The 25,990-nt window shown below is 36.2% G+C and carries 22 protein-coding genes; 3 read left to right on the forward strand and 19 right to left on the reverse strand.

Annotation, left to right across the window (positions count from 1 at the left end):
• Positions 1-24 precede the first annotated feature (24 nt).
• The 16 genes from K8089_RS04820 to K8089_RS04895 all read right to left on the reverse strand — a co-directional run bounded on the left by K8089_RS04820 (position 25) and on the right by K8089_RS04895 (position 19,992).
• Complete coding sequence (locus K8089_RS04820; protein ID WP_237602154.1) at positions 25-1,962, reverse strand: eCIS core domain-containing protein; 1,938 nt, start codon at positions 1,960-1,962, stop codon at positions 25-27.
• Positions 1,963-1,974: 12 nt separating this feature from the next.
• Positions 1,975-2,634: a hypothetical protein gene (locus K8089_RS04825; RefSeq protein WP_237602155.1), complete on the reverse strand. Its 660-nt coding sequence runs from the start codon at positions 2,632-2,634 to the stop codon at positions 1,975-1,977.
• 24 nt (positions 2,635-2,658) lie between these two features.
• The gene (locus K8089_RS04830; RefSeq protein WP_237602156.1) at positions 2,659-4,053 is read right to left on the reverse strand and encodes a contractile injection system tape measure protein; all 1,395 of its coding nucleotides are present in this window, start codon (positions 4,051-4,053) and stop codon (positions 2,659-2,661) included.
• Between the two features lie 251 nt (positions 4,054-4,304).
• Positions 4,305-6,932: a hypothetical protein gene (locus K8089_RS04835; RefSeq protein ID WP_237602157.1), complete on the reverse strand. Its 2,628-nt coding sequence runs from the start codon at positions 6,930-6,932 to the stop codon at positions 4,305-4,307.
• Positions 6,933-6,944: 12 nt separating this feature from the next.
• Positions 6,945-9,605 (reverse strand): YegP family protein, encoded by a 2,661-nt coding sequence (locus tag K8089_RS04840; RefSeq protein WP_237602158.1) that lies wholly within the window; start codon positions 9,603-9,605, stop codon positions 6,945-6,947.
• Entirely contained in the window at positions 9,593-12,730 is a 3,138-nt protein-coding gene (locus tag K8089_RS04845) for a baseplate J/gp47 family protein (protein ID WP_237602159.1), read from the reverse strand. Before K8089_RS04845 ends, K8089_RS04840 begins: the two co-directional genes overlap by 13 nt.
• Positions 12,731-12,735: 5 nt before the next feature.
• Positions 12,736-13,143 (reverse strand): GPW/gp25 family protein, encoded by a 408-nt coding sequence (locus K8089_RS04850; RefSeq protein ID WP_237602160.1) that lies wholly within the window; start codon positions 13,141-13,143, stop codon positions 12,736-12,738.
• A gap of 68 nt (positions 13,144-13,211) precedes the next feature.
• Positions 13,212-13,505, reverse strand: coding sequence for a PAAR domain-containing protein (locus tag K8089_RS04855; RefSeq protein WP_237602161.1), 294 nt, complete (start codon positions 13,503-13,505; stop codon positions 13,212-13,214).
• 23 nt (positions 13,506-13,528) lie between these two features.
• Positions 13,529-15,274 (reverse strand): type VI secretion system tip protein VgrG, encoded by a 1,746-nt coding sequence (gene vgrG / locus K8089_RS04860; RefSeq protein WP_237602162.1) that lies wholly within the window; start codon positions 15,272-15,274, stop codon positions 13,529-13,531.
• On the reverse strand, positions 15,275-15,961 hold the full coding sequence (locus tag K8089_RS04865; RefSeq protein WP_237602163.1) for a CIS tube protein: 687 nt from the start codon (positions 15,959-15,961) through the stop codon (positions 15,275-15,277). It lies immediately after the preceding gene.
• Positions 15,961-16,122, reverse strand: a complete 162-nt coding sequence (locus K8089_RS04870) for a DUF5908 family protein (RefSeq protein ID WP_237602164.1) — start codon at positions 16,120-16,122, stop codon at positions 15,961-15,963. The genes K8089_RS04865 and K8089_RS04870 overlap by 1 nt, the downstream gene beginning before the upstream one ends.
• Before the next feature lies 1 nt (position 16,123).
• Positions 16,124-16,564 (reverse strand): phage tail protein, encoded by a 441-nt coding sequence (locus K8089_RS04875; RefSeq protein ID WP_237602165.1) that lies wholly within the window; start codon positions 16,562-16,564, stop codon positions 16,124-16,126.
• Positions 16,564-17,001: a phage tail protein gene (locus tag K8089_RS04880; protein WP_237602166.1), complete on the reverse strand. Its 438-nt coding sequence runs from the start codon at positions 16,999-17,001 to the stop codon at positions 16,564-16,566. Before K8089_RS04880 ends, K8089_RS04875 begins: the two co-directional genes overlap by 1 nt.
• 92 nt (positions 17,002-17,093) lie before the next feature.
• Positions 17,094-18,518: a phage tail sheath family protein gene (locus tag K8089_RS04885; protein WP_237602167.1), complete on the reverse strand. Its 1,425-nt coding sequence runs from the start codon at positions 18,516-18,518 to the stop codon at positions 17,094-17,096.
• Positions 18,519-18,526: 8 nt separating this feature from the next.
• Positions 18,527-19,402, reverse strand: a complete 876-nt coding sequence (locus tag K8089_RS04890; protein WP_237602168.1) for a hypothetical protein — start codon at positions 19,400-19,402, stop codon at positions 18,527-18,529.
• Complete coding sequence (locus K8089_RS04895; RefSeq protein ID WP_237602169.1) at positions 19,399-19,992, reverse strand: DUF4255 domain-containing protein; 594 nt, start codon at positions 19,990-19,992, stop codon at positions 19,399-19,401. Before K8089_RS04895 ends, K8089_RS04890 begins: the two co-directional genes overlap by 4 nt.
• 242 nt (positions 19,993-20,234) lie before the next feature.
• Here K8089_RS04895 and K8089_RS04900 point away from each other — a divergent pair, with 242 nt between their 5' ends.
• The 3 genes from K8089_RS04900 to K8089_RS04910 all read left to right on the forward strand — a co-directional run bounded on the left by K8089_RS04900 (position 20,235) and on the right by K8089_RS04910 (position 22,713).
• Positions 20,235-20,582 carry a hypothetical protein gene (locus K8089_RS04900; RefSeq protein ID WP_237602170.1) on the forward strand — a complete coding sequence of 116 codons (348 nt, stop codon included), beginning with the start codon at positions 20,235-20,237 and terminating at the stop codon, positions 20,580-20,582.
• 698 nt (positions 20,583-21,280) lie between these two features.
• The gene (locus tag K8089_RS04905) at positions 21,281-22,063 is read left to right on the forward strand and encodes a sensor histidine kinase (protein ID WP_237602171.1); all 783 of its coding nucleotides are present in this window, start codon (positions 21,281-21,283) and stop codon (positions 22,061-22,063) included.
• Entirely contained in the window at positions 22,060-22,713 is a 654-nt protein-coding gene (locus tag K8089_RS04910) for a response regulator transcription factor (RefSeq protein WP_237602172.1), read from the forward strand. Before K8089_RS04905 ends, K8089_RS04910 begins: the two co-directional genes overlap by 4 nt.
• Here the strand turns inward: K8089_RS04910 and K8089_RS04915 are convergent.
• The 3 genes from K8089_RS04915 to K8089_RS04925 form a co-directional block, all read right to left on the reverse strand.
• Positions 22,710-23,408 (reverse strand): RluA family pseudouridine synthase, encoded by a 699-nt coding sequence (locus K8089_RS04915; protein ID WP_237602216.1) that lies wholly within the window; start codon positions 23,406-23,408, stop codon positions 22,710-22,712. The two genes, K8089_RS04910 and K8089_RS04915, sit on opposite strands and share 4 nt — an antisense overlap.
• Positions 23,409-23,537: 129 nt before the next feature.
• Positions 23,538-24,356, reverse strand: a complete 819-nt coding sequence (panB, locus tag K8089_RS04920; protein WP_237602173.1) for a 3-methyl-2-oxobutanoate hydroxymethyltransferase — start codon at positions 24,354-24,356, stop codon at positions 23,538-23,540.
• Positions 24,357-24,511: 155 nt separating this feature from the next.
• Positions 24,512-25,936 (reverse strand): L-serine ammonia-lyase, encoded by a 1,425-nt coding sequence (locus K8089_RS04925; protein WP_237602174.1) that lies wholly within the window; start codon positions 25,934-25,936, stop codon positions 24,512-24,514.
• Positions 25,937-25,990: the final 54 nt, after the last annotated feature.

Consider the following 25,990-nt stretch of genomic DNA (forward strand, 5'->3'; position numbering starts at 1 on the left):
TTTAGTTGTTAAAAGTCAGTATTACTATTGGATTAATTTTACTTTTCCCAAAAAGAAATAACCCATTACGTTACTAGTACCCACAATTCCAGCAATCTTTTCAGCATTTTTTCCTTCAGAATAATAATGATTTTTATAAATATCACTTTTGGTAGCATCATAGAACGGTCCTTCCACGCTTTTCCTTAGGGTATGGTCAGTTAAATTAAGATTGTTCCAAACTATTTTACTGAAATATTCTGGCATTCCTTCCCGCAATACTTTTCCGCCTTCTTTGTCATTTAAGCTTTCTCGATAAGTAATAGCATCTTTATGTTCCAGCGTGTGTATGTATTCATGAATTATAGTGGCGAAATTACTCCACATATATTTTCTATTTTTATCGTTGTTTGAACTTTTGTAACGTTGAAGAAAAACTTTTCCATCGTCTGCATAGCCAGGCCAACCAAGATGGGTGAGGACTAATTCCTTTCTATAAGCAGCGGAGAGCTCTTTAATAATTTCTTTTACAACAGTTGCTTCGGGTTCCCTATTTTGAATGGCATTATATTTCTTATTAATAGGTTCTACACGGTTACTTTGAATTATTTTTTGTACACGCCAATTTGCCCACGCCTTCTTAGTGGCGTCTTGTTCCTTTTTAGACTTTCCTTTTAATTTTGCTTTTTTTTCTTCCCAACCATCAAACAAATTGGTTCCAAAAACAAAATCTTTACCTTTTTTTAAGTTTCCGTAAACTTTGTCGGTTTCAATTTTTGAAACTTTGGCCAAAGCTTCTACATCTTTTTTATCGTGTAGATTACCTTTTTTGGAACGTAATGCTTTTTTGCCCTTTCCTAGATGGTTGTACTGGTTTATAACATATTTTTCGGTAAGCGCCTTAAGATCTTTTTTATAAGCTGCCATCTTTGTTTTATCGAAAATTGGATCCTTTCCAGTTTTCGGATCCTTCTTCACTTCTGTGCTCAATGCTTCTTTTACAGCAGCTTTCTCATCAGTTGTAATGGCTCTTGTTTTCGTATCTAAAGTAGGTTGATCTATTCCCGAAAAATTTGAATGCTCAGTTTTATGACCTATAAACTTTTGGTCAAGTTCATTCATTGTTATGGGGCCAACAATTCCATCTTGCTCCTTTTTAGGAAGTTTTTGTGCTTTTTGAAACGCAATTACCTGATCTTTAGTTTCACCTCCAAAATCGCCATCAACTCCATACTTCTTAAGTATAAATCCTGCGTCTGTCAACGCTTGCTGAATTATTCGAACATGGGCGCCTTTACTATTATTTGTTGTACTTACTAATTCATTTCCGTCCAATACTTCTTCCAAAAGCGCATCACCACCAAAACGCGGAGATACTAAATCCTTTTTCTGAATTCTTTTAAAATTGCTTTTTCTTTGCTGCAACGTATGTGTTAGTTCGTGCGCTAAAAGATGTTGCCCTTTTTTGGTACTTGGATTATATTTCCCCGAATTAAAGAAAATGTGATTATCAGTTGTAAATGCTTGAGCACCCAAAGCCTTATTCATTGCGGTAGCATTATTTCCTGTGTGAATTTTAACATCACTAAAATCAGCTCCAAAACTGGTTTCCATCCGTTTTTTAACAGGTTCATTTATAGGATTTCCGCCGCCTTCGCTATGTGCAATATTTTGCTCCATATTAATAGGAGCGGTTTTTTGCGGTTTAGAATTCTTCATTTGAAGTGCTTCTTTTTTTTCATCGATCGCTTTACGTTGCACTGGTTTTGCAGGAAAAAAAGTATCTGATTTACGCAGATTTTCCTGTGAATTGTTTACCACTCTATCTGCAACGGAGTCGGCTTCTCTTTCAAATTGATCATCACTTTTGCCAACAGAAAGTTTTGCTTGAATAAAAAATGCCGCATTTTTTCCAGCGTTTTGTTGAAGATTGGAGTTGCCAGTCTTTTTCGCATATTTCGCATTTTTGGTTGTTTTAAACATAACTATCTGTTTTTAATTCTTGTCCAATTTTTTGGTCTTTTCAAGAACATTCCGTTTTACTACTGCTTTTGTGCCACTAAGATTCTGGTTCACCTCCATATTTTGCAACTTCGTTTTAAGACCTACGGTATCACTTTCAGCTGTAATATTATTTTGAAATTTTGCCAATTCCTTTAGTTGATAAGCTTGAATTGTAACCAATGGTAGCGATGGCTTTAGTGTATCGGAACTGATATCTGGCGTCTTAACCTGCTTGTTTTCGTTGTACTCTTTTTCAATTGCTTTGTTGGCAAATTCGATGGCACCGTCAGTATTGCCCAACAATAGTTTTGATTTGCTTATTTGAAGAATATCTCTAGCTGATTCGGCTCTTTTTTCAAGTTTTTGGGTTAATGCTTCCAATTTTTGCTTTGCAATCGAATCATTAGGGTTTTCAATATAGTCTTCCTGTACTTTAGTCAACTCAAACTTATCTGCAGAAATTGAAATCTGTTGAATGCTTGGGTAACCAATCATCAAAAGCGAAATGACAAAAAAGATTAGAAGTTTTTTTATTTCTTCTTTTTTAATGATGTAATATACCAATGCTACGCTTAGAAGCAGGAATAAGAAAATTCCCAAAAACAGAAGTACAATTTCATAAAGAAATAAATTTTCAAATAAATTTTTCATAATAACGCTATTTAAACTGAAGGACTACCAATCCACAACAAGTATTTTTTTATACCACGGAAGCTTTATGATATGTATATTCCAAGGCAGTCTGTCCAATAATAAGTCCTGTGTTTTTCGTTGAATAAACAGGTTTTGTTTTTCTTCGGAAATAGTTAGTTTTCCTTCCCGTTGCAGAAATTCATTTTGAAGAATTTCCGTGCTGTTACTCTTTAATGCTGTCCAATGCTCTAGAACGGCTTCCAAGAGTTGTTTGCATGCAAGTTTTTGCTCTTTCGTTATAAATATTTGGCGGTTTACGGGCTGATAAATGGGAGCATTGCAAAGAAATTTTTCAAAAACCAACTCATATTCAGCAGGTTGTTCGCGTCCTGTTGCCAAATAATGCATGATATGAATGGCCTCGTCTATTTTTTCGGGTATTATGCGCTTTTCTATGAGCAGATCGAGTTTTTCAAAAAACATTTTTAGAAAAGGATGAAGTAGAATCAACCCAGCATTTTTTACCAAAATTCCCGAATTAATTAATTCGTTAATTTCTGATGAATCGACAGAATTTTTTAAATTTTCCGATTGAATAGTTTTTTCATCAGGACGCTTTTTTTCACTGTCGCGAACATCTGCAGATTCTGCTAAAGTTTGATTTTTGTTTTCAAATTTTTGAAAGTCTTTGTCGCTAATAGGAATTTTCTCTCCCAAAATTTCAATGGAAGTATTCAATAGTTTTTCCATAATTTCAGGTGATAGATTTTCAATATTGGCAAGAAATTCTTTTTTCCTTTTAAAAGCCATAAAGTGGAAAAGAGATTCCCAAAAGATGCTTCGGTATTTCTTCGGAATTTTAAGTTCTGTAGTTCTTCTGCTTGATACATCGTTTATTACAGAAACTAGCATTACTAGCTGCGTGTCATCAAATTGATACATCAATCTTATACGAACTTCACTCTTTTTTAATAGGGCTTTTAATTTTTTTGAAAATCCTTGGTGAGGTTTCAGCGTTGTAAAAAATTCACCACCAAAAACCGCTTTCTTTTCAAACCACCACGGTAAGATTCCGTATTCTAAAAAGTATAAAAAAGCTGCCAATTCATTATTTTCGGAAGTAGTTTTTATATACCCATCAGATTTTTCGTTTAATATATTTTTATCATTGATGATTTTTTTTAATTCGCTGATTATTAATTGCTTTAAATCTTGAAGTGAATCTGTTTCTTCAGCGTTAATTTCAATTGAAAGTTTGTCAAACCGAATAATATTTGATTTATTTTTTTGAATAGAATTGAAATATTCATCCATTTCAGGAAAGATTTCCTCTTTAAAAAAAGTACTTAAACCATCTTTCAATTGCATACCATGAGCTTGAGAAGGAGTATTTACCCCTATCTGAAGCTTGTTTATGATATTTTTTTGAGCAATCATTTGTTATTTAGTCTTTTAAGCTTATATTTACTATTCGATTCAGAGATGAATTACTGGGTTGTTTGCAGTTAGTGCTTCGTTCTTTTATAGTTTGTATTTTAGTTCTTTCGTTAGGTTTTATTCTTTCGATGTTCTATTTTTCATTCTTTAGTTCTTAGTTCTTTTATGTTAGACCCATAAGGGTATCATTCGGATTGTACAATTTTACCGACTGATACCCTTCTTTTTTTCGCTCCATTCCATTATCTCTTTCATAAGCTTATTGCATTTTCGCCACTTGGTGCGCCAAAATAGAAATCGGCGTCTTTTTTATATCTAGCCAATACGGGATCCAAATCTTTGGAATATCTCAGATTGGTTATATAAATAGAAAGTTTTGTAACCCCAGTTTCATTGTGAAGATATTTGCGAAGGTTTACAAATAGAACAATATCGTCGTGCGTATTTTTTCGGTTTCTTCTATGATGATCTAACATAAATTTATTCACCCAAACCCCATTTACCCAATCGCCATCTAACTTAAATTTTAGGTCTTTACCTTCTTGAGTGGCCTGCAAATCTCGTTTTATATTTTGCACAATGTTTAAAATTTCTTGTGGCAACATTTCGGAAGAAGTTATCATTCGGGTTAATCCAGCTTCCTCAATGTCTGGATTTGTAATTAAACGTTCTGTCAATTTGCTCCATTTTGCCCATTTATCGTCGTATTTTCCATAATCATCGTCTTTATTTACCGGAGCTATTTGTGCTTGCAATTTTTCGTAAAATGATTCGCGGTAGTTGCGCAAATCGCGGCAACGCATTGCATCTGGCCTAAACACTAAATTGTTTCGGAACATTCCATTATTACTATAAGTATAAATAGCATTGTTGTTTGCCATCGAAATTTCACGCAGGCGAATGGTAAATGTATCTTCTTTGGCGCGCGTTATTACCAAGCGTTTTTGGCTTTCGTTGAAGTCGAAAACCACTCCTTTATTAAATTTTTTGTTTAAAGCTTCGGTTACTGCGTGTATTCTTCTTAAGAAAATTTCAGTTAGCGGAATTGTAATTGTCGTAGTTCTATTTATTAGTAGTTCCCCGTTTATTTTGTATTCTATAACTTGCAAAACATAGTTTTGTGGCATGGGTTTGTTTCGGCTTTGCTTCCCTTTTAAACTTCGCGAAAGATTATTCATATACTTTAGCGAGCTTATCCAAGGATAGGTACATTCCATTAAGGAGCAGCAACCGTCATTAGCACCGTTATTCAGTTTTGTTGAAATACAGAAATCTGCCACCACTTGTTCCTTTTCTGAAACGATAATAAAAGTACCACCTTTAGGTACACCACCCCTATGCGCAGTGGAAGGGTTTTCTCTTAAAAAAGAAGTAAAAGCTTGTGAGTCACGTTTTAAATCGAAAACCAAACAATCAAAATCTAGCGCATTAGTTTTTTTAATATTATTGATGGTGTTGCGACTGTCTTGTGCGGGATGCCCTAAATGCCCTTCAATTCTGTAAAAATCATTACAATCTAATTCAAAATTTAACGGATTTTGAACCCAGCTATTTAGTGCTAGATTTTCTTTATGATAGCTTATGTTATATCGTTGTTTGTAGTTTTCGGTTTTATAAAAATCCCAAGCGGTTAGCATTCTATTGTCAACTTTAAAGTAAACGGGAATAGCTTTTTCGCCTAATTTTCCACAAGTTTTTGAAGGTGTAATTTCAAGTTTATTTCCGGTGGAAAGATTAAAATTATCTAAGATTATTTCCAATCGCTGCATTAAACTTTTCGCCATTTTTAAATACTTGGCGTATTCGTTGTTTGATGGCGAGTGATAAAAGTCGTGTCGTAATTCGGGATAAATAACTTCAGAAGAAAGCGTGCCGAGTAACAAATGTTTGGGAAATGCCTTAATATTTGGGCAGCATTCGGTTTTTAGTTTTAATAGAATTTCAGCCAATTCATTGTACGTGTCAGTAATGTCGCGAACCAAATCATACCGATATTGAATCATCCCATTGGTATTGAAATCTTCTAAATTCTCAGAAAGTTTACTTAATATATGATTGAGATCACTTGCGTTAATTTCTAAAATTTCAGAAAAACCTTGAAATAAATCTATAATTGCCGTTTCCAAAATAGGTTTTGCCGAATTTATTACAGTTTTATAAGCATCTGCAATTTTTGAATATGAACTCGAATTGCTATCATTTAAAATCAATTTTGGAACAGCTATCTGTGGTAAATTGGTATAAGCTTCATTAACATCGTGTTTTGTAAAAATACTGTCTTGGGGGTTTACGGTGTTAATAACATCATCACTGTCAATTAGCAAAACCCGAAGATTTTGAATATTTCGTTGCCCTTGATTATCGCAATTTGTAGTTGTGCATATATTCGGGTCTTTTGGGTAACATTCCAAATAAAGTACCACAACTTTATTCTCCAGCAACTCTTGATTGATAGGAAGATGACCTGCCTCAAGGTTAACCTTTTCTTGTGGAATTAACTCCCACAAATCAATAATTGTATTTTCGTTTCTGAAATGTTTATACTTCGCATCCTCGTCTTCGAAATCGCGAAAATGTGAATATTTTAATCGCTCCAATACAATGGAAGTATCTGAAGAATCTTTAATACTTTTTTGAAGTTTTAACAAGTCACCATCGGTTGTTACCCCACAACCTTGAGTAAGAGTTACTAGGTTTTTTTGATTGTTAACCGAAACTTTAAAACCACAAGCTAAGCCCACACCTACAAGGCATACGCGCGTAAGTCTGTCTTGGTCTTCAAAATATTCAATAAATTCATTCAGCTGCCCGGAGGTTAGTACTTGGTCGTCCACAAATGAACGGTACTGTGGAGTTATTTCCAATAATTTTGTGCTCATAACTTTGGTATTTTAAAGTTTCCCTAGGTTGGTCCTGCCTAGGATAATATCTTGTTGTTCTTGGTCATCATCGCAATCGTGCAGTTTGCCTTGGGTATAAATAGTGTGCAGCGTACTTATAATTTTGATGAGTCTTTTTAGTTTTAAATTAGGTTGCTTTTGCTCCATATCGGTTTTGGCAAACAACCAATCTTTGTATGCTTCTTCTAGCTCAACCATTTCATTTTCTTCACCTTGAGTATCGTAACTTTTTGGATAACCTATCCAACAAATTTTGGCGACAATGTGAGCAGGAAGTTCCTTTTGAATTAAATTTTCTAAAAATCTTCTGAAATCAACGTTGCTGTAACGCTCGGTCCACCCCGGTAAAACAATTGATACTCGAAAAGAATATGGGTCAATGCTTTCGCAACCTTCACAATTTTCTGTACAAATGGGGAGGAAAGTGTTTTCTGGCGCAGTGTTTTTAGTAACATCGGGACGCAGTAAAATATGCTCAACAACATACATCCCTTCGTTAAAATCGAGAGTGTTTACAAACTCAACGGTCTTGGTAATCGCTTTTTCGGCAGCCGATTTGCTCGAAAAACTTGAAAGTCTTCGAGCTATAACATGATCTTCGTCTTTTGAATCGGGAACATTCGGATTGGTAAGATTAAAATAAAACTTCCCAGCTTTGTTTTTCTTAATAATATAGTTTTCGGCAAATCGTCCGTAATTTTTTACATCTAAAACTTCTTTATAAAGCAACGCTACATTGTGGTAATGTTTGCTTGAAGAAGATAATATGGTTTTATTGTTATCGCGAATTCGAAATCGGTATTCAATAATACCATCTGAGTCAATTTCTTCAAAAATCTCTAAGGGGTCGTTGGAAAAATTTCTTCTTAAATAATTCGGGTTACCGCTTAGGAGCGCAATTCGTTTTTGAAATGCCGAAACATTCTGCGTATCCCACAAATCTTCGGTTTCTTGCTTATAATAATTAAAACTCAGCGGTCGCTCACCGCCAATTTTTCCGTATTGTTGCAGGAAACGTTCTTTGGTTTTAATAACAGCAGGGTCAGTATTACTTCCGTAAAGCTGTTTCATTAAAAAAGCATATTCACTAAAGTTTTCAGCAAAACGCGAGAGTAGGTGGTCGAGTATTTGGTTTCTTCTAGTTACTTTATCGTCGAGATTAGAAAATAAAAGGTCTGATATAGCCTCATCTGTGGTATAATTTTCTGAAACTAATTCTGAAAGATCTTTTACATTTTCAATAACTTGGGTAAAATAAGTTCTGTCAATTTCGCCGTTGATAGACAGTACATTTTTTACATTTTTAATATGTGCGAAATAACTTGCAAAAATTTGATCGAAGAATAACAAATACGCTTTTAGCTGTTTTACCTTGGCACGGTCTGCGGCGGAAGCAGTACTCTTTACGCCTAATTCACCCACGCCGTAAACTTCGGGAAAGTCGTTTTGGATAGTGCTGTATTCTTCAATACCGGAATAATTTCCAACCGGTAAGTCTAACGTTTTTTTCTGTGCTGCAACATCTTGAATATTTGTTGCTATTTCATCATAAATGGCTTTTAAATATTCTGAAACCGTGTCTTGGTTAATATTTAACGGCAGAAATCCTTTAAAATAACTAAAGGAGCTTTTATCGCAACGCTTAGGCTTTTTACCGGTTGGAACACATAGATTCCATATTTTCTTCGATTGTGGTTTTTCGTCACACTCATTAATGGTTATATCGCGAATAACGTCAACCCCTTTAATTTTCTGAATTAAATCTATTAAATCTGTCAACCGCACTTCTTTCCGAAGTTCTGTATTCTTTAATTCATCGTAATCTATAAACCCGTTATTTAACAAAGGACCGTTAAAAATTTCATCGGTTTTATAACCTTTATCGAGCATTTCTTTTAACGAATAGAAGCGGAGGGAAGGTGAAAGATATTCGTCTATGGTGTACAAAATTTCGGCGTGAACTTTTTCTTCGTCAGCTTCGGGTTTTAGCTCTACGATGGCACAAATAGCTATCGGGTAGTCTTCAACTTCTTCAATTTGCACAACATCTTCACAAAGATTTCTGTTTGCGTGATAAACTGTTCGCACCTCTTCTTTTATGCGTTTTATTTCTTTTTTTCTTTTAGCCGCGGTATTAAAAATTTCAATATCGAGCTCATCCAAATCAACCAAAACATCGTACAACCCATTTAAAATGAATTCTTTTTTATACTTTTCTTTGATTTTAAATGGTTTATAAGAAAGCTTGTTTTCTTTGCAATTGGCAAATACTTTTTTTTCGTGTTTTTTTAACCAAGCATTTTTTACGCCGTCGATATCTATAAATAATTTACGGTAATCTAAGGCTGTAACTGGTTTAATAGGTAATGCTTTTTCTGCAGTTAAAAACTGATCGTTTAAAAAATTAGGATTGTCCTCTTCAGCCAAAATATCTTCTAACGGTAGTGAAAGCCGAGCCCCCAAATCGGTAATTGCGTAACATAAAATCTCCAAAGTTGTTATACCCGGGTCGTGTGCGTTGTAATCGGTCCACAAGTCGCTTCCCAACGCCTCGATATATTCTATTCCTTTTTTCCGAAGAAAATCAAAATCTAGATCATCCAGACTTGCTGTGTTTTTTGCAATGGTGCTATATGTTTTTACGGAAGACATACAGTTGGGTTTTTAGGAGTTTGTGCATTGCATTTTGATTGTACTGAGCTTACAAAGTGTTTTTTGGCCGAAACCAAAATTGCTTTTGGGTTAGCAGGTATCACATTTGTTTTTTCGGTATATGGGTCGCTCTCAGAAGTTCGGTGTTTTACAACTACATCTTCTAAAAAGTCTATGTAGTGTTGATTTTCCAAATATGAAATAAGTTTATTTCGGTGAAATGACACTCCGAAATTGAGTGCCGACGTATCTGAAAATGCCCAAGGCGAAAGGTATTTTTTAATGTCTTCTTCGAGCTGCTTGGTATAAAAATTTTCGTCAAAACCAACATTAAATTTTACGCTAAGCGAAACCTCAACTTCTTCATAATCAGGATTTATAATTTCTGCCGAAACAAAAAATGTGTTTAATTCATTTATATAATCTCTAATTTCGTTTCGTTTTGCAGTGCTCAACCTGGGCTGAAAAACATCGAAAGCGTTATTGTTTTTAGTGTTTGGGATTACCACAATGGCAACATTTCCGGGTGCGTGGTAATCATCATTTTTTGTATGATTGAGACATTTTACTTTATATACTTCAGGGAATTTTTCGAGTATTAAATGCTCATAATCCCATAATGTAATGGCACGATCGCGATGACGAATTCGCTCGCTTACACGTCTGTAGTAACTTTCATCGCTTTCCTGTGGATGCCCGCCAAAAGAATTGTAGGGTTGGATCACTTTTTTTATTGAAGAGTCTCGTTCTGTGAGTTTGCTAATTGTATTCGACGGTAAACCGTTTTCTAAGTGTGAGAGATCGTTTTCTTTATTGTTAAAAGTTGCGGTGATAACTTGTGCGTGAATATTTATAAATCTGCAAACCGCATCAAAATGTTTGTTGCTTTTTGCTCGTAGCCAAACCATACCCGATGGTAGCAAAGTGTTATTACCTGTGGCTTCCCGAGGAATTGTAATAGTTACAATTCCGTTTTTTAAAAAATTATCGGTGGTATTGCCCAGCAAATATTCGCTTGAAAGTTCCATCCACGAATTGTTGGAGAGCACAGCCCACTTTATTTTTTCGTTGGCAGAAAAACTTTCTGTTAACGGATTTTCGGTGCCTTCCAATAACTGAAATAAAAGCTGTACCTGTTGAAGAGCTTCTGTATTTTCAAGGCCTATATAAAGTTCGCCACCTGCACAGTAAGTTGGCAATAATGTCTCTTCTGTTTGGGCTTGCCCAAATGGATGTTCGTGAAAAAGCTGTATTTTCTCAAGGTTTTCGGTAGCTGAATTTCCAAATTCTATTTCTTGGGAAGCTGAATAATCCAATACAATTTTTTCAATGATTGGAGTGTAGGGTTCATTTGGCAACACTGTGTCTTCTTCAGTGGAAAGTGCTAAAGCATAAACTTTTGGGAAAAGTGTATGTAAAAAAGATTGGTTTAAAGACAGTTTTATAGGGCCGTTTTTTCCAGTTGTATAGTTAGTATTTTCGAGCTTTAGATTGGTTTCAAATACATTCCCGTTTTTTGTAAATAGTGTAAACGCATTCTGTACGGTGGCGAGATTCTCATTATTTTCAACTGAGACTTTTGTTTTAAAATAATCGTTTCCGGTTACGTAAAGATTTGAACTATTTGTAGTTGGACTAAAATTTTTCCCAGCTGGTTTTGCATAGTTGTTAGTTCCTATATTAAAATTGTAATACAGAGTTTTAAAATATAGGTTGGGTGAAAGATTTATATTGTTATCGTCTCGGCGGTAAGCTATATAGTGGTCTTTAAAGTCGTTTGGCGTATTTAACCAAGAAGCGTTAATTGTAATTTCGTCCCATTTTTTGCCGAATGCTTCGGGATAATTGATGTAAAATGCCGAGCGTTCCATAGGTTGCGTTCCAAAAGGATAGAAAGGTTTGTTAGGAACGAGATTGCCAAAATCGTTTTTCAATTCTAAGTTTTCTGCTTCAGAAACAGATACTTTGATAATTGCTTTTTTTACTTTTTTCTGAAGTAATTCGGTGTATAATTGATACCCTTTCTCAAATTCGGGTTGTTTGGTTTTTAGTAAAAATCGAAATACTGGATGGTCGGTTTTAAAGTTTTCTTGATGAATATCTTTGTTATAGGGAACAATAGCCGCTTCGGTTTTATCAATTTTTAGGCTGAGCTGAATTTTTTTATTTCCTATTTCAGAAGTAAAACCATCTACAGATTCAGCAATTGTAAAAGGCCCCAGCCAGCCTTTTTCGCCAGTAGCATAAACTTCAATAGAATTTATTACTTCCGAAATATTAAAAACTTGAATCGATTTGTCAAGCTTAAAAATCAATTGGACAAGCCTTACGCCCTCTGCCAAATTTAGCGTTGGAGCCGCTATTGCGAAACCAATTTTTGGTGTGTCTAAGGGTGTATTGGGTTTAAAATGAGTAGGATATCCAAACGGCAACCAATTAGCATCAGTTTTAAATGGTTCGCCATTGCCATCAGATGAATTTACTACTGCTGCGGCAAACAAACCGTTATTTTCATTTGGATTTAAATTGTTTGTTTTTCTGTGATGATAAACACTCTTTAAAACCGTTACTTTAGCTTTATTGATTACTACTTCTTTATCAGTAGTATATTGAAGACGATTGCCTGTAGAGTCTTTTCCAGCTTCCAGTAGCGTGTGTTCATCTACTTTAGAATTTGTAATATTCTTGGCCAATTCAAAAATTAGATGAACACTATCGGCAACCGGAGCTTTTTTATTTATTTGAAGTATGCGGTTATAATAAAAATCGAGATGTCTTTTAGCAATGGAATTGAAGCGCTTTTTTGAAATTTCCATCAGTTGTAGGAAGCAAACAAAAAGTGCCAAATGCGGTGAAAGACTGTTAGAAGTTTCTGCCTCTGCTAGGAATTGTTTAATCTTTTCTTTTTCAACAAAAAAAGACTCCCAATTTCCCGAAGGAGTAGTTGCATTGTCGATGTTAAAATAATTCACTTCATTGGCAAAATTATATGCAAATTCCATCCATTCTTCTACTGAAAAATCGTTTAAATTGAGATTTTCAGGAAGTATATTGCTAATAGTCCTTTGGGTTTGTTCGGTACCCATTTGGTTAATTAAGAATTTATTTTCACAGTCTTTTGCCATAATTTTTAAGCTTCTGTCCCTTCGTTTTTATAAAATGGAAATACCATATTTGCTCGCGAATTTGTAATTCGGACTATGTATTCAATCTTTATTAGAATTTCGCCGTTTAATTCATTAGTTGTATCTAACGTTATGCTTTGAGTGTCAATTCTTGGTTCGTAATAGAGAATTGAGGTTTCTATTAACTCCTTTATATATGTTTTGAGCGTAACATCTAGGGGTTGGAATAATAACTCTTCCAAATTGCAGCCGTAGTCTGGTCTCATAATCCGTTCGCCCAAGCGTGTAGACAAAAGGATTTCCAAACTTTTATTGATGTCTGCAATACCTGCAGTTGTTACCAACTGGTTTGTTTTTTTATCAAAATGCGGTGGGAAACTCCAACCTTCACCTAAAAATGTATCTGTATTCATATTTTTTAGTGTTTTTCCTATTCTTATTTAATATGCTACCAAGTAATAACTCATAACTCACCATTCCGTCATCCACCAATTAGTACTGTAGGTTCACCCATAACAATACTGCCGCCATGGGCTGTACTATCACCCATTCGGGCTGCGGGCATTCCGCCAATTAAAACTGTAGATGAACCAACTATAATGGTATCTGGCGGTCCTGCACAAGTGGCCATGTCGCCAACTTTTGCTGCGGGAAATCCACCTATAAGTACTGTGGGTTCTCCCGGCGGTAAAATGGGTCCGCCCACGTGCGGACTCCCATTTGGGTTAACCATTGGGCAAACGTGCATATCGTTTATTCTCGCTGCTGGTGGCATATTTTTTATATTTAATTTATAACCTAATTTATTTGAACCAAAGACCCTTTTATTACGGCGATTGCGCTAGTTGAAACTTCTGCACCTGCACTACCTTCGGCTTTAAATTGGGCATTGGCTTTCACATTAATATTCATAGCTTCAATATTGCAATCGCCCGTTGCTTTTATGTTGAATTCGTTGCCGCTTTCCAAAGCAATTCCATTATCGTCCATGGTTATAATATTGTTGTTGTCATCTTCAATTTTAATTACACCGGCATCTTCATCGATAATTACCTTTTTACCGCCGGGAGTTTCAATTGTGACCGACTTTTTTTCATCATTAAAAAGCAATTTCATTTCGCTCCGTGTAACAAATCCTTTTTCGTTATTTTCGTCGGAAGCGGTAATAGGTGCTGGCTTTGCGCTGCTGTGAAGCATACCGAGAATTACTGCGTGATTTGGGTCATCATTGATAAAACCTACAATAACTTCATCTCCAATTTCGGGACGAAAAAAGGAACCGCGATTTTCTCCTGCGTCTAAAGTTGCTATTCGCGTCCAAATGCCTTGTTCGTCTTGGTTAATAATGGGTATTTTCACTAAAATTCTATCCTCTCCATCGGGGTCTGCTTCCAATTGCGAAACCACCCCAACTTGCAATCCACTTACGGCCGGGATAATACCTGAAGCAGGTAATTCTGAAATATCGTAGGTTTCGCTAAACCATTTCGGGTTTATTCCAAATTCGGCATCTACAGTCCAATTTCCATCAACAATTTCGTGACGCACGGCATTGATAAAAACTTTTCCATTAAAGCGATCGCCAACGCCTTCTAATTTTATCATAGTTCCTGGTTTGGCATTTGCAATTCCTTGAAATTTAATTCTGCCTCGTGTTTTTGAAAGTTGCTGAAATAAATTTTTTGAATCGCTCCATTGCTGAAGTTGTGCTGAATTATAACTTCCACCGTGCTTTAATTCAAGATTTTCGAGATCCATTACGTCAGCTAATTCGGAAACTGAAATATTTCCGTTTAAAGAAAAATTTGGATTGGCAGCCGGAGCTTCTACAATTTCCTGTTCTGATGGATTCCATCCAAAAGCAGTGATAGTATTAAATTGATTTCGAGCGTCCATTTCGGCGTCAAAGTCTAGTAGGGTAGCGCCAAAGGCAACTGTTTCAATTTCATCTTGAGAAAGATCGGGTTTGGCAATGGTAATTTTTCCGTCATCAACCAAACAAATTTGCCCATTAAATTGTGCGCGGGTCATTATAAAATCCCAGTCGGAAGTTCGGTATTGTACAATTTCTTTATTGGCAAAACTTGTAGCTGCAACATCGCTTTGCAAATTGTATTTTGATATAATTTCTTCAATTATATCACTGTCTGTACTTTCGTAATAGTAATTGCTCTTTCTGCCAATGGTCATTTTAACCGCTTGGTCTCTACATTCAACAATTAACACTGAATTGTTTTCCCGAATTTTAATACTGTGTTTAATTATTATGCCTTTAAAAATTGTTTCATTTTCGTTGTGATATCCTGCTTTAATTTCAATTTCTTTTCCTGGAATAAGTAAGTCTTCATTGCTCAATTCGAAATTTTGTGAAGCTGCTTCACCATCAAAAAACACAAGTTGTGCAAAGGGAATTCGGTTTATTTCTTTTTCCACCGAAATATTCTTAACTTGATACACTGCCGATAGTTCAACGCCTTCAATCAATATTGTAAAGGTTACCAAATCGGCACTGCGTGGGGTGTTTATGGTTCTGCTGTTATTCATTTATGACACTTTTTCTATGGGTGGAAATATAATTTCTTGTCCGGGCTTCAACCTTCTAAAATTCACTAAATTATTGACGGCTGCCACTTGTAAATAATATTTTGAATCGCCGTAAATTTTAAAAGTCATTAACGGAAGGGTATCTCCTTCTTTTACCATTCGAACATGGGTTAAATCTGGCGAATTATTGTTTTCCCGCGCAACGCGTAAATTATCTTCTACTATACCTTTAAAACTAGCTGTAACTACGGCTCGTAATGGCACACCTTCGGAAGAGAAAAGTTTGTATTCAATAGACATTTCGGCCAAAACACCCTTAAAAAGTAAAGTTCCCCAACCAATCATTAAATAATTGGGTTTGTGTTCGTCGCCGTTATAATCGAATACTATTCTTTTAAATTTTTCAATTTCATCTATAATTCCATCGCCTAGAGTGTTTTTCTTCCCGTCTATAACACCCGTTCTATCAAAAAGGAACTGCAAGTCTAAATCTTCGGGTAGGGAGCGTAAATATTTGGGTTGGGTGGCACTGGTACCTTGGCCCTGTGCTTCGGTGTATTCTACCTTATATTTAAACGTGTATTTTTCTGGATTTAAAAGCGATGTAAATTCACCACTATCTACTTTTTCGGTAAACTTATCGTCTTTAAAAGCAATTATTTTCAGCTTTGTTAATTCGCCTTTCATTATCGTTCTTTTTTTCTAGATTCAATTCGCATTACTTCTTCTACACAAGATTTTAAAATGGTTTCCGCTTTCTTTCCTTTTTGTTCAGCGAAAGAGACATTGGATTGTTCGGTTCCATTTACATTTATCTTTATATGGAGTTCTTTTATTTCTATAGGCATATCATACAAGTGTAAAATAGTTATAGGCTAATTCTATAGTTTCAATCATTACTTTGCTTTCTTCAGCATTAAGTTCAGCGACATTCCATTTTACCGGGTATGCGTGAACTACATTCCAAGTTACAAGTGGTTCGTGTTTTTCATTCAGTAACATTACCGTTAGGTCTATGGGTTGAAAATCAAAACTTTCAATGGCATTTTGGCACCATTTTATTAAGTAAGAATCGGTTACCATTCCACGTTTTAAAACTAGGTTTGGAAATTTCGACCTCACAGGTAGCTTGTGTTTAAACCGATTTTCACCGCCTTCGGCGAACTCAACAGTTTCGATATCTACAGATAAACCCATTACAGATTGAAAATGTACGTCTTTGTCCTGACTGGAAATTCCATTGAATTCCACCTTAAAATGAAAACTTACCGGAGGGTATTCTGCGCCCATTAATCACCGTTTTGAATAGAAAGTCCTTCGTGGGCAATTTCTAAGGTTTCAATAGCGGTTTCGTTGCCATCGCCTTTTAAGTCGGTGGATTGCACTTTAATAGGAAAAGCATTTTTTACCTTCCATACAATCACTGGTTCGTGCTCTTCATTTAATAAAGAAATTGTAATGTCCCGACGTTCAATAGTGTTTAAACTCACTGTGTTCCACCATTGGTAAAACTCATTGTCGTTTTCAAACGAACCTCGTTTTAGCGTTATATTGCTGTATTTCTGCATGCCCGGCATTTTTATCTTGCTGAATTCTGGGCTAGCACCACTGCGGTACTCTATCAATTCGGTTTCTACGTCGAGTCCGCTAACTTCGGTAAAACCTATATTTGTTCCTCCCCATTCTACAGAGAAATGAAACTTTACTAAAGGATATGTATTGGCCATTTTGGTATGTTTTAAATGAAACTCTTTATTTTCCCGAAAGAGAGTTTTTGAGTTTCGGATTATTATTTTCTTAAGTGAATATTTATTTAAGCTTAAGCTTCCTGCATTTTATGTGAAAATTTCAGAACAATGAATTCGGCGGGGCGTACGGCTGCCATTCCTATTTCAATATTCATTATCCCGTTTAAAATATCGTCGGCAGTCATTGTTTGTCCTAAACCAACGCGTACGTAAAACGCTTGTTCGGGTTTGGCTCCGGCCAACGCTCCTGCACGCCATTGTAGGGTTAAGAAATTTTCAATCATGGCACGTACTTTTACCCAAGTGTTTGCATCGTTGGGTTCAAAGACAAATTGTGCCGATGCTTTTTCAACAGATTCTTCAACCATATTAAAAAAGCGACGCACCGGAATGTATTTCCATTCGTTGTCGTTTCCAGCAAGCGTTCGCGCTCCCCAAACCAAAATGCCTTTCCCCGCAAAAGAACGGATGGCATTTATTGATTTTCCTGAAGTATGAATATTTAAATCTTGCTGTGCTTCGTGAGTTATTTTTATAGATGGTTCTACAGCTGCACTTACCGATACATTGGCTGGAGCTTTCCAAACACCTCTGTTACCATCTACCCGTGCATAAATACCTGCCATAGCGCTACTTGGTGGAAGTGTTACGTATTGCTTTTCTAAGGTAGCTTTTATGGAATTGTACAGAATTAGGTTAAAGTCTGAATCGCCACTATCTGCTAATTCGTCTAGTTTTTTAGTGTCATATACTCCAGTTGAGGTTGTGTTGGTTTCGTCTGTAACACTATGTGCTAGAGTTACATCTGCATCTGAATAGGCATAACTGTAAACCGATTTTAAAAACGGATGATAGGCTGCACCGTATTTTAGTAAATCAACACCATTGCCTAAAGTAGACGAACTTCGAATATTGGCGCTGTTGTCTGCAAACGCGTCTATTATTACAAAACGGTCTTTCAGCTTTTGCGCTTGCATTAAAGCTTTATTGATGAGCGAATAGTAGCTGTCTGCCGTTGAAACCGCCATTGCATCTGGAAATACGTACAAGGTAGGTTCATCAAATTTTTCTAGTTCGTCTAAACCTCCTACTAAAGAAGGCTGACTCACACTGCCTCCGCTATAATCGCCAACCGAACAAATATAGCAAGGTCCGCCACCGTTGTCAAAATACATTCGCATGGCATAATACATTACAAACGGACTATTACTAGACATACTTACACTTAGCTTTTGGTCTAAAAGTTTAATTGGTGGGCCGCTGTCAATGGTGTCGTCAATGGTTACTGTAATAGCCGTTTCATTTTCGGCTTTGCCAAAATAGGTTTCGTATTCCAAAAGCGAAACAATACGCTTAGGTTTGTTTCTTACGGAAGTATCACTAATTTCTGTGTAGCCTATAAAGGCTGGAATTGCTGTTTCCACTTGTGCCACTGATGGAGGAAATTTTGATATTTCCTCTATATAGACCCCGGGTGTTTTGTACGTAGTTGCCATAGTTGTTGTTATTGATTAATATATATTTCTGAAATTGTCTTAATTATATTTCCACCGCCATCTTTTTCGAAAATGAGCTGCGAAGGTGTTGCCGAAGGCCGCTCTTGGCCCCCGAAACTATATCCGATGATGCCATTTTTCGCCAGTGGAAGCTCGGTTGGATCTGATGAATGAAGCAAGTTGCTGTTTGCTGCATTTCGATAGTTCCAAATAGTTTTTCGGTTTTTAATTTGAAGTTTAAAGGTTTTGGGGTTTGCGGGAATGGTGCCACTTACATTTAAGATGTTACGGGCATTACCATCAAAAGGAAGAGTGTCGTCTCCGCTCATTTCTAATGAAATTATTCCGAAGAGACCTATTTTTTCTTTTTCTGAAAGTGCTTTGCTAATTTCGGTATAACTTGTTTCATTTATAGTGAAATTTGAAATGGGTAGGGTAGTGGTTTCTAAGTCTATATAATTGAATGAAACGCCTTCTGAAACGGGTTTTTTGTTCGAGAAAAAATAAGGTATTTCCGGTTTAGAATTCACTGTTGAATAATTTTCAAAAAGTGAATCTTTCACATAAATTAAAAAAGTAAAGACCGTAGTTTGTGATAGGTTTACATAAGGTTTGTATGTGCCAGAGTTTGGAGCAGTTTCTTCTGCTTTTGCATAAATAGTAAATCCGGTGGGTACTGTTTTAAAAACTATTCTATTTCCGGTAAAGATTTCTTGTGTTTCTTGTGAAGGTGTTATTCTTAAGAAATCTTCAAATGTGTATTTGGTTAGTTGCTTATCTTTTAATCCTAAATTACTATCAAACGCCACAGAACCATCGTCTAAAAAATAGTGATGATATACGTTTAGATTAAACAGAACCCGATATGTACTCGTAAAACTCATGAGGTTGTATTTTTTAAGGTTCCAGAAATTTGGGTAATTGGTCTGCCTTTCTCCAACACAGATGAACTTTCAATTTTTACAACACTAATTTTATAGACAACTGCGGGTAGGGCTTTTCCGCCTAAGGAGCCCCAGATATGGTTTAGTTGTTCAAAAGTGGGAGTGTATAGTTCAGCGAGAAACTTAAATTCCTTAATATTCGCCAAAGCTGGTACTGCCGGATTTAAAGGAGTGTTTATCTGAGTAAATATTTTTTTAGATTGAAAAAACTCTATTATATACGATATGTTGGTAAGAGAGCTTGTATAGGTGCTTCTATTGGCCGAAAAGAGTGCGAATATATTTAGATGTACGGCTGGGTTTTTGTAAACCGTCTCACCATTTTTAATCTTAAAATTGGGATTGTTTTTAAGAGCTGTTTCTTCTTCAATATTTAAGAGTGAAAGCACCACTTTATTATTCATGGTATTTATGTCTGGATCGTCATATTTTGAAATGTTATCCAGAACCACAAGATTGCTATCTGTAGTTTTAAGTTCCAAATATTTGGAAACTTCGTCTTTTAATATTTCAAGGGTTTCGTAAATCATTAAAGAGAAATCAGGGTGCCTTATTTTCAAAAATATAAAAATATATAATTGTAAACTACTACTCAACAGTATTTTACCTAATTTAATATCGGTTTTTTACAATTTTGTCACGGGGAAAAGCCTATTTGATTTGTAAGTGAAGTCTGATACCAATTAGGGATTTTTCCTAAATATCCTTTTTTAAAAGCACTGCTTAATTTGTTTTTCTTACTTTAGTTTCCAATTAACCAAAACATAAAATTATGTCAAAACCAACAAATTGTATTTCTGTGGCCGAAGCAAGGCAATTACAAGATAACTGGGTAGCCACACGGGCTATAGATATTGAGCAATCAATGGGTTCAGTAGATGCGCGTGAGTTTTTATTTAGCGTAGCCGAACTTGAACAATTTTTAAATTATGTAAAGGCTGGATCAGGCAGTTTAAACCCAGGAATACGTATCTATTTTGCTGCGTATGATAACGACACCACAGATAAAGCAACGGTTTTTTTGGCGCCTACCACGGGCGTTAATGCAGGAGCCGCCAACGATTATAGTTTAGAACCGCTTAATAAAGGTATAAACGGTTGGCCTCCTAGAAATTATTAGCAATTGGATATTTACGATTTTTTTCGCTTTACGCTCCCCATATTTTCGGCAGAGCTAATAGCAGCCATAGTAGGTACTTACTATTTAAAAAGGACTACCCCTAAATTTAAAAATGTGAAATATTTCGTGTTTTTTTTATGGGTAACCGTCTTTGTTGAATTTATAGGTTCCTATTCTCCAATGGCTTATTTTTCAGATTTTGCATTTTTACCTATTATTAAGGGCACTAATTTTCAAAATAATTATTGGTGGTACAATCTTTATTCCCTCTTTAGTTTTTCTTTTTTTGTGCTATACTTTACCTCTTTTATAAAAAGTAAAAATTTAAAAAATATCTTTTTAATTGCAGTGGTGTCCTTCGTATGTCTTTCTATAGGCATGTATATTTATACAGATAGCTTCTTTAAAACAACCTCACAATTTGTGAGTATAACAGGTACGTTATTGGTGTTTTTTAGTGTTGTGTTTTTTTATTTTGAACTGCTGAGAAGCGATATGTTATTGCAATTAAAAAGATTTCTTCCTTTTTACTTTTCGGTTGGTGTTCTCGTCTTTCATTTGTGCGTAACTCCTATCGAAATTTTTTCACAATATTTTAATCTAGAGGATGGAAATGATTTATTTGTTAAATTGCACATTTATGTACTGTTGTTTGCAAATATATTTATGTACTCAACCTTTACCCTTGGTTTTATAGTATGCTCAAAAAAGAAGAAATCCTCTTATTAATATACTTTATAACAATAATCTTCTTATTGGTTGTGTTTGTTGTCATATTTTTTATGGCCTTTCAACGCAGAAAAAATAAATTCTTAAAAGAACGATACCAAGCAGAACAACGCTACCAACGCGAACTCGCCGATTCACAGATAGAAATACAGGAACAAACCCTTAAAAACATAGCGTGGGAACTCCACGATAATGTGGGGCAGTTGCTTTCTGTAGCCAATATTCAGTTAAATGTAATAATGAATGCCGCTCCTACAAGTCTTCATGGGCAAATGCAGGAAACAAAGGAATTGCTTCAAGATGTGGTACAAGAAATTCGCTCGCTCTCTAAGGTGCTCAATAGCGATGTAATACTCAAAAACGGGCTTATAGCCTCGTTACAGGTAGAATTAGATCGATTTAATCGATTGGGCTACTTAGATGCATCCTTAAAAATAACCGGCGATATTATTCCAATAAACAGTGCGAGCGAGATAATTATTTTTAGAATTTTACAAGAATTTCTCTCAAACGTACTCAAACACGCGAGAGCTTCAAAATTATTCGTACATTTAGATTATAAAGATATATCCCTCAATATCTTAGCGAAGGATGACGGGGTGGGTTTTAACACCTCCCTAAAAACCGATAGCTCTGGCATGGAAACAATGAAAAGCCGTGCGCAACTCATAGATGCAAAATATTCAATTAAATCTGAAATAGGAAAAGGCACTCAATTAATTTTAGGGTACCCGTATAAAGGAAATCAATGAAGCCAGACCAAAAAAATACTGTTGTAATAGTTGACGATCACTCCCTCTTTGCGCGCTCGTTAGCAAAGCTAATTAACTCCTTTACTAATTTTAGCGTGCTCTTTATTGCCAGAAATGGCATGGAGTTGCAAACCGAAATAGCGAAACGAAAAACCTTGCCCGAAATAATTCTCCTCGATATCAATATGCCCGTAATGGACGGTTTTGAAACTGCCGAATGGCTTGGCTCCCATCATCCCGAAATTAAAATTCTCGCCCTTTCCATGGAAGACGACGAACAAACAATATTAAAAATGCTGCGTAAAGGGGTAAAAGGTTATTTGCTGAAAGATATTCATCCAGAAATTTTGAATGAAGCCCTTGTTGAACTACAACAAAAAGGATATTACCACTCCGAAAAAGTAGCCGAAACACTCCTGCATTCACTAACGCCCGATGAGGAAGGAAGGATGATGGATTTTAAAGAAAACGAACTTACTTTTATGAAATTGGCATGCTCAGAAATGACATATAAAGAAATTGCCGACGTAATGGCCCTGAGCCCGAAAACCATCGATGGTTATCGTCAAGATCTTTTTAAGCGACTTAACATAAAAAATAGGGTAGGACTGGTTATTTTCGCCTTGAAAAAGAATTTAATAAAAATTTAATTACACGCGTTCCAAACGGCGTCATTTGGAGTGGGCGCTTCAAATTTAATTTCTTCTTTCTGCACCGGGTGAATTAACCGTAGATTTTTAGCGTGTAGATGAATGCTTCCGTCAGGATTGCTTCGGTCTGAACCATATTTTAAATCGCCCTTAATTGCACAACCAATTGCTGCAAGCTGCGACCTTATTTGGTGGTGTCTTCCTGTTTCCAACACTATTTCCAGTAAATAATAATTGTCTAATTTTTTCAGAAGTTTATAGTGAAGTATCGCTTTTTTGCTGTCCGGCACTTCCTTTAAGTGCGCGTATGACTTGTTTTGTTTCGGATTCCTTTTTAAAAAATGAATTAAGGAATCTTCGGTTTTTGGCGGCGCATTTTTTACTACTGCCCAATATATTTTCTCGGTTTCTCTTTCAGAAAACATTTTATTTAAACGCCCCAAAGCTTTTGAAGTTCTTGCAAAAACAACAATGCCACTCGTGGGGCGATCCAATCTGTGAACCACTCCCAAATATACCGCCCCGGGCTTATTGTACTTTTCGGCTATGTATTCTTTTACAACTTCAGACAGCGGAGTGTCACCCGTTTTATCGCCCTGCACAATGTCGCCCGGACGCTTGTTAACCACTATTAAATGGTTGTCTTCAAACAAAACTTGAAGATTGTCTTTGGTGCTATGGGTTTTTTGATTGATGAGTGTTTGAATTTAGAAGTTTGTTAGTCGGTGAGTTCAAAAGTTTAAAATCCTAAAAAAAACAAAGTTGATTTGTTGAATATTAAATTTTTATTTGGAATTTGATGCTAGTAATTTGAAATTTCCTTTTTAATATTGTTCGGTATCATTCGGAAAATCGCCGCTTTTTACATCGGCGCTGTATTGGCTAAATGCGTTTTTCATATCGGTGTATAAATCTAAGTAGCGTCTTAAAAATCTTGGGTTAAATTCGTGTGTCATACCTAGCATATCGTGCGTTACTAGCACTTGGCCATCAACGCCATTGCCGGCACCAATACCAATTACCGGAATGTTTATTTTTTCAGCTACTTTTTGAGCAAGTTTGGCAGGCACTTTTTCCAGTACTAAGGCAAAACAACCAGTTTTTTCCAGTAAAATGGCGTCATCAATAAGCTTGTCGGCTTCTGCTTCCTCCTTTGCACGAACGGTATAGGTTCCAAATTTATAAATAGATTGCGGAGTCAACCCCAAGTGACCCATCACTGGAATTCCGGCGTTTAAAATTCGTTTAATCGATTCCTTTACTTCCTTTCCACCTTCTAATTTTACAGCGTGTCCGCCACTTTCTTTCATAATTCTAATAGCAGAACGCAACGCTTCTTTTGGATCGCTTTGATAGCTTCCGAAAGGCAAATCAACAACCACCAAACTGCGTTCAATGGCGCGCACCACAGAAGCGGCGTGATAGATCATCTGGTCCAGTGTAATGGGCAAGGTAGTTTCGTGTCCAGCCATTACGTTTGAAGCCGAGTCGCCAACCAATATTACGTCTATGCCGGCGCTATCCACAATTTTTGCCATGGTGAAATCGTATGCAGTTAACATCGAAATTTTTTCACCCTTCTTCTTCATATCCACCAATGTTTTGGTAGTAATGCGCTTGTATTCTTTTTTAGCTGTGCTCATAATTTAAATAAAATTGACGGTAAAAGTAAGAATTTACGATTTTAGATTGCCGATTTTGGAGCTTAAAATAACTTTTCGAAAATTACGGTACATTTCAAATGTGAGGGAATGAACTGTTTAAATACCTTCAAATTACAATTGCGAATTAGGTGGTTTTAGCAATCACTAATGTTTACTTGAACTGCCAACCCGCCTTCACTGGTTTCTTTGTATTTAGAGGTCATATCTTTCGCGGTTTCCCACATGGTAGCAATAACTTTGTCTAAGGGTACTTTGGCTTTGCTAGGATCGCTGTGAAGTGCCATTTCGCAAGCATTGATGGCCTTAATTGCACCCATAGCGTTACGCTCTATACACGGAATTTGCACCAAACCGGCAATGGGGTCGCAAGTAAGCCCTAGGTGATGTTCCATGGCTATTTCGCTTGCCATTAAACATTGATCGGGAGTTCCCCCCATGAGCTCACATAGCGCGCCAGCTGCCATAGACGACGAAACGCCTATTTCGGCTTGGCAACCGCCCATTGCGGCAGATATAGTAGCGCCTTTTTTAAAGATACTGCCTATTTCGCCTGCGGTGAGTAAAAACTTGCGAACGTCTTCAAAATTGGCATCGTGGTTTTCTATCACCATATAATACAGCATTACTGCAGGAATTACACCAGCACTGCCATTGGTGGGAGCAGTAACTACTCGCCCAAGCGAAGCATTTACCTCGTTTACCGCCAAAGCAAAGCACGAAACCCATTTTAAGATTTGGCGAAAATGAACTTCGGTGTTGCGTATTGCTTCTATCCATTCCTCAGCATTATCGTATTTAAGGTCGCCAATAAGGTTTTTGTTCATATTAAAAGCGCGTCGGGTAACGTTTAACCCCCCCGGCAAAATGCCTTCGGTATGGGTGCCAACGTACATGGAATCTAACATTACATCCCATATTTTTTTTAGGCCATCGTTTATTTCGGCCTCGCTTCTAAGCGATTTTTCATTTTCGAGTACTATTTCTGAAATACTCTTATTCTCCGCTTTGCAATAGACCGAGAGTTCTGCTGCGTTTTGAATAGGAAACGGAAACTTAGCAAATTTTTCCTGCTTAATTTTTTTTCTTTTCCGCTCCTCTTTCACCGTAAAGCCACCGCCAATTGAGTAAAACGACGAAGCTTTTTTAGTGCCATCTTTTAAAGTAGCCGTAAAAGTCATGCCGTTGGGGTGGAACTCAAGAAATTTTCGATTGAAAATGATGTTTTCCTTTGGAACAAAAGGCACATCTAACTCATTGTTTAGTTTCAGTTTGTTTTCAGAAGTAATAAAATCAATTTCTTTTTCAATATTTTCAATAGGAAATGTTACAGGGTCAAAACCCGTTAACCCCAGCATAACGGCAATGTCTGTAGCATGGCCTTTTCCTGTAAGCGATAGCGACCCGTACAAATCTGCTTTAATTGCTACTACCTTATCAAATTGATTTTTTTCTTTCAACTCGCCTATCCAACGCAATGCTGCGCGCCAAGGTCCTAAAGTATGCGAACTTGATGGCCCCACGCCAATCGATAACATATCAAAAACACTAATACTTTCCATTCAAATTTGTTTTAAAACAAAGATAGCATCTTATTTAATACAGAATTCATTTTA

This window comes from Aequorivita vitellina, from assembly GCF_022008365.1.
GTDB classification, from domain to species: domain Bacteria; phylum Bacteroidota; class Bacteroidia; order Flavobacteriales; family Flavobacteriaceae; genus Aequorivita; species Aequorivita vitellina.

Bases quoted from the DNA above. Each gene is read 5' to 3' on its own strand.
- K8089_RS04820 (WP_237602154.1), bottom strand. From the start codon at position 1,962: ATGTTTAAAACAACCAAAAATGCGAAATATGCGAAAAAGACTGGCAAC.
- K8089_RS04825 (WP_237602155.1), bottom strand. From the start codon at position 2,634: ATGAAAAATTTATTTGAAAATTTATTTCTTTATGAAATTGTACTTCTG.
- K8089_RS04830 (WP_237602156.1), bottom strand. From the start codon at position 4,053: ATGATTGCTCAAAAAAATATCATAAACAAGCTTCAGATAGGGGTAAAT.
- K8089_RS04835 (WP_237602157.1), bottom strand. From the start codon at position 6,932: ATGAGCACAAAATTATTGGAAATAACTCCACAGTACCGTTCATTTGTG.
- K8089_RS04840 (WP_237602158.1), bottom strand. From the start codon at position 9,605: ATGTCTTCCGTAAAAACATATAGCACCATTGCAAAAAACACAGCAAGT.
- K8089_RS04845 (WP_237602159.1), bottom strand. From the start codon at position 12,730: ATGGCAAAAGACTGTGAAAATAAATTCTTAATTAACCAAATGGGTACC.
- K8089_RS04850 (WP_237602160.1), bottom strand. From the start codon at position 13,143: ATGAATACAGATACATTTTTAGGTGAAGGTTGGAGTTTCCCACCGCAT.
- K8089_RS04855 (WP_237602161.1), bottom strand. From the start codon at position 13,505: ATGCCACCAGCAGCGAGAATAAACGATATGCACGTTTGCCCAATGGTT.
- vgrG (WP_237602162.1), bottom strand. From the start codon at position 15,274: ATGAATAACAGCAGAACCATAAACACCCCACGCAGTGCCGATTTGGTA.
- K8089_RS04865 (WP_237602163.1), bottom strand. From the start codon at position 15,961: ATGAAAGGCGAATTAACAAAGCTGAAAATAATTGCTTTTAAAGACGAT.
- K8089_RS04870 (WP_237602164.1), bottom strand. From the start codon at position 16,122: ATGCCTATAGAAATAAAAGAACTCCATATAAAGATAAATGTAAATGGA.
- K8089_RS04875 (WP_237602165.1), bottom strand. From the start codon at position 16,564: ATGGGCGCAGAATACCCTCCGGTAAGTTTTCATTTTAAGGTGGAATTC.
- K8089_RS04880 (WP_237602166.1), bottom strand. From the start codon at position 17,001: ATGGCCAATACATATCCTTTAGTAAAGTTTCATTTCTCTGTAGAATGG.
- K8089_RS04885 (WP_237602167.1), bottom strand. From the start codon at position 18,518: ATGGCAACTACGTACAAAACACCCGGGGTCTATATAGAGGAAATATCA.
- K8089_RS04890 (WP_237602168.1), bottom strand. From the start codon at position 19,402: ATGAGTTTTACGAGTACATATCGGGTTCTGTTTAATCTAAACGTATAT.
- K8089_RS04895 (WP_237602169.1), bottom strand. From the start codon at position 19,992: ATGATTTACGAAACCCTTGAAATATTAAAAGACGAAGTTTCCAAATAT.
- K8089_RS04900 (WP_237602170.1), top strand. From the start codon at position 20,235: ATGTCAAAACCAACAAATTGTATTTCTGTGGCCGAAGCAAGGCAATTA.
- K8089_RS04905 (WP_237602171.1), top strand. From the start codon at position 21,281: ATGCTCAAAAAAGAAGAAATCCTCTTATTAATATACTTTATAACAATA.
- K8089_RS04910 (WP_237602172.1), top strand. From the start codon at position 22,060: ATGAAGCCAGACCAAAAAAATACTGTTGTAATAGTTGACGATCACTCC.
- panB (WP_237602173.1), bottom strand. From the start codon at position 24,356: ATGAGCACAGCTAAAAAAGAATACAAGCGCATTACTACCAAAACATTG.
- K8089_RS04925 (WP_237602174.1), bottom strand. From the start codon at position 25,936: ATGGAAAGTATTAGTGTTTTTGATATGTTATCGATTGGCGTGGGGCCA.